General features: G+C 39.2%; 9 protein-coding genes and 1 tRNA gene. 7 read left to right on the forward strand and 3 right to left on the reverse strand.

Features of this window, described 5'->3' with window-relative positions; translation table 11 throughout:
• The first annotated feature begins 72 nt into the window (after positions 1-72).
• The 7 genes from A0J48_RS25275 to A0J48_RS25305 all read left to right on the forward strand — a co-directional run bounded on the left by A0J48_RS25275 (position 73) and on the right by A0J48_RS25305 (position 5721).
• Entirely contained in the window at positions 73-438 is a 366-nt protein-coding gene (locus A0J48_RS25275; protein ID WP_200327331.1) for a ferredoxin thioredoxin reductase catalytic beta subunit, read from the forward strand.
• Positions 435-827, forward strand: a complete 393-nt coding sequence (locus tag A0J48_RS25280; RefSeq protein WP_200327332.1) for a DUF309 domain-containing protein — start codon at positions 435-437, stop codon at positions 825-827. The genes A0J48_RS25275 and A0J48_RS25280 overlap by 4 nt, the downstream gene beginning before the upstream one ends.
• 81 nt (positions 828-908) lie before the next feature.
• Complete coding sequence (locus tag A0J48_RS25285) at positions 909-1406, forward strand: LptA/OstA family protein (protein ID WP_200327333.1); 498 nt, start codon at positions 909-911, stop codon at positions 1404-1406.
• A gap of 172 nt (positions 1407-1578) precedes the next feature.
• Positions 1579-2307: an LPS export ABC transporter ATP-binding protein gene (lptB, locus tag A0J48_RS25290; RefSeq protein WP_200327334.1), complete on the forward strand. Its 729-nt coding sequence runs from the start codon at positions 1579-1581 to the stop codon at positions 2305-2307.
• 117 nt (positions 2308-2424) lie between these two features.
• Complete coding sequence (locus A0J48_RS25295) at positions 2425-3540, forward strand: LptF/LptG family permease (RefSeq protein ID WP_200327339.1); 1116 nt, start codon at positions 2425-2427, stop codon at positions 3538-3540.
• Positions 3541-4351: 811 nt separating this feature from the next.
• The gene (locus A0J48_RS25300) at positions 4352-5236 is read left to right on the forward strand and encodes an HMA2 domain-containing protein (protein ID WP_200327335.1); all 885 of its coding nucleotides are present in this window, start codon (positions 4352-4354) and stop codon (positions 5234-5236) included.
• Entirely contained in the window at positions 5206-5721 is a 516-nt protein-coding gene (locus tag A0J48_RS25305; protein WP_200327336.1) for an HMA2 domain-containing protein, read from the forward strand. The genes A0J48_RS25300 and A0J48_RS25305 overlap by 31 nt, the downstream gene beginning before the upstream one ends.
• 108 nt (positions 5722-5829) lie before the next feature.
• Here the strand turns inward: A0J48_RS25305 and A0J48_RS25310 are convergent, their stop codons facing one another.
• The 3 genes from A0J48_RS25310 to A0J48_RS25320 all read right to left on the reverse strand — a co-directional run bounded on the left by A0J48_RS25310 (position 5830) and on the right by A0J48_RS25320 (position 7815).
• Positions 5830-6456 carry a hypothetical protein gene (locus A0J48_RS25310; protein WP_200327337.1) on the reverse strand — a complete coding sequence of 209 codons (627 nt, stop codon included), beginning with the start codon at positions 6454-6456 and terminating at the stop codon, positions 5830-5832.
• 290 nt (positions 6457-6746) lie between these two features.
• Positions 6747-6831, reverse strand: a tRNA-Ser gene (locus tag A0J48_RS25315).
• Between the two features lie 57 nt (positions 6832-6888).
• On the reverse strand, positions 6889-7815 hold the full coding sequence (locus A0J48_RS25320; protein ID WP_200327338.1) for a TIGR04168 family protein: 927 nt from the start codon (positions 7813-7815) through the stop codon (positions 6889-6891).
• Between the last annotated feature and the right edge of the window lie 195 nt (positions 7816-8010).

The following is an 8010-nucleotide window of genomic DNA, read 5'->3' on the forward strand; positions in this document are numbered from 1 at the left end:
TGCCTCCCCTGCTCCCCACACCCTAGCTGTTGTACAATGCAAAGAAATATTTAAATTACAAACGCCGATCCAATGATCAATTCAGAAGTTAACACAAAAGCCAGTGATAAGAGCCTAGAGGCAATGCGTCATTTTTCCGAACAATACGCCAAGCGGACTGGAACGTACTTCTGTTCTGAACCTTCTGTGACAGCAGTCGTTATCGAAGGTTTAGCTAAACATAAAGACGATCTCGGTGCGCCTTTGTGTCCCTGTCGCCATTATGAAGATAAAGAAGCAGAAGTGAACGCAGCTTATTGGAACTGTCCTTGCGTACCCATGCGAGAACGCAAAGAATGTCACTGTATGCTTTTCCTTACTCCGGAAAATGAGTTTGCTGGCGAAAGGCAAGAAATTACTATGGAAACCATCAAAGAAATCCGGGATAGTATGGGATGAGCCAAATCATGCCCCCAGAATTTTGGCAAGGAGTAGAACAGTTCAATTCTGGACAGTTCTACGCTTGTCATGACACCTTAGAAGCACTATGGATTGAAGCAACTGAGCCAGAAAAAACTTTGTATCAAGGTATTCTGCAAATTGCAGTAGCTTTATATCACCTGGGTAATGGCAACCTACGAGGAGCAATGATTTTATTAGGAGAAGGTAGTAATCGTTTGCGGCGTTACCCAGATAATGATTGCGGTATCAATGTAGAAAAATTGCTACTGGAAAGTGTGGAATTCTTAAAAGCACTCCAACAAATAGATCCAGAAAAAATAGCTAGTGGGGATGGAAGTGAAAATACAGCCTTGCCTTTCCCCAAAATTTCTATTATCAAGGAATAGCAGTAACGAAACCTTCAGGTGTAGGAAAGCGTCAAGCCTCCCAACTAAAATATAACCTGAAGTCTTTTATCCCCAAGTGCTATGATACCTCTCTATCAATTGCTAAAATCCCAATTTCCCCGTCTAGGATTCGCCCTCATGTTGCCTGTAGCTCTGTTGGGTACAGTTACCCTTCCTAGCCAAGTTCCCACCGCTAAAGCCCAATCTTCTGGGGGTAATCGCCCCCTGACTATTCGCTCTGATGTGCAGGAATATGATGCCAAAACTCAAGTCATTACTGCTCGTGGTAATGTGCAGATGTTATATCCTGCTCGTCAGTTACAAGCAACCGCAGCCCAAGCACAATACTTTAGCAAAGAAAGGCGGATTGATTTCAGTGGCAATGTCTATATTTTGCAACAAGGTAATAATAGTATTAGGGCAGAAAAAGTTACATATTTAATTGATGAAGGTCGATTTATCGCCTTACCCCAGTCTAATCGTCAGGTAGAATCTGTCTACATGGTGGATGATGCTAATGTGAATGGACAAACTGCTAAACCTGCCCCCAAAACTCCAGCCCTCAAGCGTTCTAATTAGAATTTTAGAATTTTAGAATTTTAGAATTTCAGTATTGGGCATTGGCCAGGTAACAGAGGATAATCATTGATCACCAATTAGCCAATTACCAATTACCCTTTTGTATTTTTGAATTTTTTCTCCCTGGCACCCTTTGAACACTAAAATTAGTCACTAGCAAATTGGGTAAATAGTGAAAATTGTTTTAGAAAATATTCACAAATCTTACGGCAAGCGCGTTATTGTTAATCGCGTTAATCTTGCTGTAGCTCAAGGTGAAATTGTCGGCTTACTCGGTCCCAATGGGGCTGGGAAAACAACAACATTTTATATTGCCACAGGTTTAGAAAAACCCAATCAGGGCAGAGTGTGGTTGGATAATGTAAATATTACAGGAATGCCAATGCACAAAAGAGCCAGATTGGGTATTGGCTATTTGGCACAGGAAGCAAGTGTGTTTCGTCAACTTTCCGTTGTAGATAATATTCTTTTAGTTCTAGAACAAACTAATGTACCACGCAGGGAGTGGTCGAGACGATTAAATGATTTACTCAGAGAATTTCGCTTAGAAAAAGTAGCTAATAGTAAAGGTATTCAATTGTCTGGAGGTGAACGACGCAGGACAGAATTAGCCAGGGCTTTAGCAGCGGGAAGAGAAGGCCCAAAATTTTTATTTTTGGATGAACCCTTTGCAGGAGTTGACCCCATTGCAGTTTCGGAAATTCAGCAAATTGTGGGACAATTGCGCGATCGCGGTATGGGCATTTTAATCACTGATCACAATGTCCGCGAAACCCTGGCTATTACGGATCGTGCTTATATCATGAAGGAAGGGCAAATTCTCGCTTTTGGCATTGCGGAAGAACTTTACAACAACCCATTAGTGCGACAATATTATTTAGGTGATAAGTTTTCTGTTTAAACATAGGGAATAGGCAAAAGGCAAAAGATTTTTAATTTTTAATTTTTAATTTGTACTATGGTATCCAAGCAGATTAAATCTTTCTACACCCTTGGTTCACTGCTGCCTTTTTCCATCATGGATCGTTATTTGGCTATGCAGTTGCTGCCGTTATTTTTATTCGGAGTTGGGGCGTTTACTTCTGTAGTCTTAGCAATTGATAGCTTATTTGAATTATTACGAAAAGTAGTCGAATCTGGTCTACCCATTAACATTGCATTAAAGGTTTTTGTCTTAAAATTACCCTATGTGATGGTTTATTCCTTTCCCATGTCCACCTTACTAGCTACTTTGATGACCTACAGTCGGTTGTCTAGTGAAAGTGAACTCATTGCTTTACGGGGATGTGGAGTAAGTGTTTATCGCATGGTATTTACTGCTGTTTTATTAAGCAGTTTAGTTACAGGCATGACTTATGTATTTAATGAACAAATTGCACCAGCAGCAAATTATGAAGCAACTCGGACTTTAGAACAGGCATTAAAATCCGACAAACCATCATTTAAACAACAAAATATTTACTATCCTGAATACCGCGAAATAAAAGCACCAGACGGCAGCACCAATAAAGTCCTTTTACGCTTGTTTTATGCAGACCAATTTGATGGCAAGCAAATGAAAGGTTTAACCATTATTGACCGTTCTAGGGAAGGAGTTAATCAAATTTTAGTTTCAGAATCTGCTCAATGGAATCCTTCTCAACAAGTTTGGGATTTTTACAATGGGACAATTTATTTAGTTGCTCCAGACCGTTCTTACCGTAATATTTTGCGGTTTGAACATCAACAATTACAATTACCCCGCACGCCTTTAAATTTAGCAGAAGATAGTAGAGATTATGGAGAAATGAATATTTCCCAAGCCTTACAACAACTAGAAGTAGAACGTTTAGCGGGGAATCCCCAAAAAATTAGAAAATTAGAAGTACGGATTCAACAAAAAATCGCCTTTCCTTTTGTTTGTATAATTTTTGGATTAGTTGGTGCGGCGATGGGAACTATCCCTCAACGTACTGGTAAAGGCACAAGTTTTGCGATTAGTGTCATAGTTATTTTTAGTTACTATTTATTATTATCAGTTTCTGGTGCTTTGGCTCAGGCAGAAATTCTTTCTCCCCTCATTGGTGCTTGGTTGCCTAACTTATTTGGTTTAGGAACAGGTTTATTTCTCTTGATGCGAGTTGCACAAAGATAATATTTATAAAAAACTTTCTATATTATCCAGATTACCATGCACTGCCCAATAAGCTACTGTTGTATATGCAATGTCTAAAAAATCACTCATTTCTTGGTAATTTTTCCCATCATTCATCAACAATAATATCAGGATTTTCTCCCTTGTATAAGAGTTATCTTGCTCTTTTAAATGTTTTAATAGCCTTTCTCTCTGTTATTGAGATAGATGGTTTTTGGCTGGCATAATTCACGAGTGACCACGGATTTACTTAATTTTCTATTATACAATCTAGCTGCACAACGGCTTATCAACAATAGCCGTACTCAAAACATCCTCTAAGAGCATTAAAGTTACAATTCTTGCTGTTGTTTGGTCAATTACTTTAGCTTGGGTAACAAGTTTTGTATTTTATCAAGGTGCAAGATTGTTGGGATTTTAAGGGATAGGTGACAGGTGACAGTAAGAAGGCAAGAAGCAAAAGGAAAAAGGCAAAAGTTTATTATTCTTACCAATTACCAATTACCTTAAAGAAATACTAAGAGGATGTTTGAAAAGTCCTTAGTAAGGTATTAAAAACTTTTAGATCCCCCTAAATCCCCCTTGCAAAGGGGGAATTTGATTCTAGTTCCCTTAGAAAGGGGGGAAAGGGGGGATCAATAAGTGCCTAAAGTCACATCCAGAAACTTTTAAAACAACCTCTAAGAAATACCAAGAAATAGTAGCGAAAATTAAGGATTATAAAATTATTCTCAAGAGTGAAGCTTATTGAGAAAATAATTAGTTATATTGAAACCACTGTGAATGTCTGACTTAGTGCAGCTATCAAATAATGACTAAAACCATCAGTAGTAGCCACAGGTTAAGTCCACAGTTGGATGAACATCCAGACTTAACTTCTATCGCAAGTCAAAATCCTAGTCAAACAGTTGACGAGGTGACATTAGATGTACAATTACAAGTTGTTCATGCAATTGCTGGCAGGGTACGCATCCGTACTATTGATGGTAGTTGGAATTCACAAATTGAACATCTATCCCAAGAGTTAAAACAGCAAAGTTGGGTATTAAAGATTTCTGCTAATGAAAACACAGGAAGTTTGATTTTTACCTTTGATGAAAATCAACTGCCATTACCACAGGTTTTGCAAGTATTAACAGAATTCGATGTAAAATATACTCCATCCGCAACTAAACTCGATTTAGCTGAAATTAAATCTCCTGGGTTTTGGCAAAAACAATCTAATTCTATAATTCCTTTAATTGCTGGGTTACTGGTAACAAGAGGGTTAAAAGTTAGCGGTTTGCCAGCAATTTTAGTTTACATGATAGCCGCAGATGGAACTCGGTGGTTAATGGACTCTTTAGACACGGGTTTATTTACTGCTGTTATGGGTAAAACGGCTCAAAAATTGACACAAAGAGAAATACTGCTACCGGGGTTAAAAAAAGTGGAAAAAAAATCTATTGCCAAAACAGCAACATCGGAAAAAATAGATTATCAGATTGTGCATCAAATTTCGGGGAGAATTCGTTTTCATTTACCACAAATTACCCAAGACACCGCCTACGCTAAAAAACTGGAAAAATTACTCAAAACAGATGCAGAAGTTAGTAATTTTCGGGTGAATTATCAGGCAGAATCAGTATTGATAAACTATCACCATCCAGAAACCAACATAACCCATTGGGTAAACCTGATGGAATTAGCTCGATAGCCGCAAAAATTGTTAGTGATACTCCCGGAAGGGTAAGATTGAGAATTGCACCTGGCCATCGCCAAGCTGAGAAAATGCAACATATCGCTAACTTTTTAGCCGCACAACCTCACATTACTCAGATGCAGACTAATGTTCATCAAGGTAGCATTCTCATCCATCATCATGGTACTGCGGATAGTTTCGCCCATGTTCTGGCAACATTACGGGATATAGGCATAATTTTTGCAGACATTACCCAGGGAAAAACCGAGGTGGCAACAGGTATAACTAATGCGGTAGTTGATTTAAACCAAAGAGTGGAACGCGCTACAAATGGTACAGTTGATTTACGCTTTCTGTTTCCCTTGGGACTCAGTATGTTAGCTGTGAGGCAATTAATAATTAAAGGTTTGCAATTAGATATAATTCCCTGGTATGTTTTGGCTTGGTATGCCTTTGATAGCTTCTTAAAATTGCATCCTGTCAATTCCAAACAAGACTAATTAAAAGGCTTTTAGTGTCTACGTTTTATCATCTGTTGATGTTCTAAGCACCTTGGCAGTTGCTATATTGTCTCAATATTTGTCTATAGATTTAGGAAAGTTTAGATACTAATTATGCTGACTTTGTTGCAACAAAGGACGCACAACCAAATACCCAGCACTAAAACCAGTAATCATAATTAACACAATAGTAATTATTAACCACCAACTACTCAATCCCTTTAAATCCGACTTTTGAGGAGCATAATATCTTACTTCTTGTTCTTCTATAAAAACTGGCTCTGATACCGGAAAATTCATATCTACTACAGGTACAGAAATAATCTCATACTGGTTTTTTTGAGGTGAGGTTTTTGGTTGACGTGGAGGAGGTGTTGGTTTAACTGGTGGTTTAGTTGCAGATTTAGCCTCAGCTTTAATACGTGGTGATGGTTGCGGTTGCGAATTGGGTATTTTTTTTGCCTCAACTTGAGTGCGTTTAGGTGGTTGAGAACTAGAACCAGAAGAGTCCACTAACTTTTGCAGTTCTAAACAAGACTGAACAACTTTACTAATTTCTTGGCGTAGTTGTTGATTTTCCTGAGATAATTTCTGATTATGACTGGTAACTACATCCAATTTAGCCTGTACTGCTTGCAACTCGGCAACTAATTCCCGGTAGACATGAAGAGGTACGGAGGGAGAATAACTGGGAGTAGGTGTTGGACTATGAACATTGCCTGTAGTTGTTCTCATCTGGATTTTAGTCTCAAAGTTAGGTCTTTAGATTAACAAAATATACTATCAGAGTAAAGTTATCCCGGAGAATAGACTCCACAATAATATCAAAATTACCTGATGGGACTTGGAAAAAAATTAAGTCTGAACAGGCTTTAAGCTGTTAAATTTAAAACTGGCAAATTGAAGCAGACAGAGTAACAAAATCATTCCTGCCTGAAAACAAGTGTAATATATTGAAACCACACTCTTGCGCTCTTCTGTGCGACTGGAGCGACTCTGCGTGATATGGTATAAAATCTATTCAACGGAGAGGGGGAGATTCGAACTCCCGGAAGCTTTCACTTCACCTGATTTCAAGTCAGGCGCAATCGACCACTCTGCCACCTCTCCAAATTGTCTGTCAGCTTGTTAAACACAAAAACCGACAGATAACAGTATAGCCTATAATTACACACTTGGCACAACTGAAGCCGAAGAATTATAAAAAATTTCCTCTGATACCACCTGGAACTCATTACCCACCCAAACAGTAGAAGCCTGAGTCACCATACTTCCTTCCAGGGATACTAGGGAAAAATTTCGCCGTTTTACTCCGTTTTCTTGCACAATTCGGGGTACAGTAGCTGCATTTAAGTAAATTGTTCCTTCTGGGCTTCTAAAAATGGCTTTTCTTAGCACCTTCTTTGTATGACGAAGATTGCGGTGCATATGACCAAAGGTAACTAAAGGAATAGTTTTCCCCGCATTGAGACATAAGGAAATGGCCTCAGCTAAATCTGGATCGCCAAAATCCCCACCGATAGGATGCCAATCTTTACCACAGGGATCTTCAGGGCGATCGCCTAAACCACTAGGTCCATTATGTCCCAAAAAGATAATATTCTCACAAGCCGCACTTTTGGCTACCTGAAAGATTTTCTCTGCTGATTCTTCCAAGGTAGACACACCATAGCGTTCTTTACAGATATCCGCAAATCTCCACTCGTGGCCACCCCAGCTAAAAGGACGACCTCCCACCACAGTTAAATTCCACTCTGGGAAATCTAACTTACCATAACCAACGTGGGCAGTACCTAATAAATCTAGCTGTTCCTGTACCCAGTCTTCCTTAGTTCTATCGTAAGGACACTTTTTTCGTCCCCATTCAGTGGCAGTATACCAAGCATCATGGTTTCCCATTACGGCAGCTTTAGGAATATCCAAAGAAGCGATCGCCCGCACCACTTCCACGGACTCATTGCCAAAATCCCCCACAAACAACACCAAATCAACACCCAAATGCTTGAGTGCTAAACCATCTTCTACTTCCCATTGGTCGTGAACATCGCCAACTACAGCAATTTTGAGAGTTAATTGAGTTTTTTGACTGGTCATGCCACTTTAAAAAGCCATATATCTCCAGGATAGGAAACTCTGACGGATTTGCACAGAACAGCAATTAGAAAATAAGCAATAGGAGTTCAAGGAGTATGGCTTACGCCACGCTTCGCTATCAGGAGTATGGCTTACGCCACGCTTCGCTATCAGGAGTTCAGGATAAACAAGAATTTCAGAATAAAGAATTAATTT

Source organism: Sphaerospermopsis aphanizomenoides BCCUSP55 (assembly GCF_001586785.1).
Lineage (GTDB): Bacteria > Cyanobacteriota > Cyanobacteriia > Cyanobacteriales > Nostocaceae > Sphaerospermopsis_A > Sphaerospermopsis_A aphanizomenoides_A.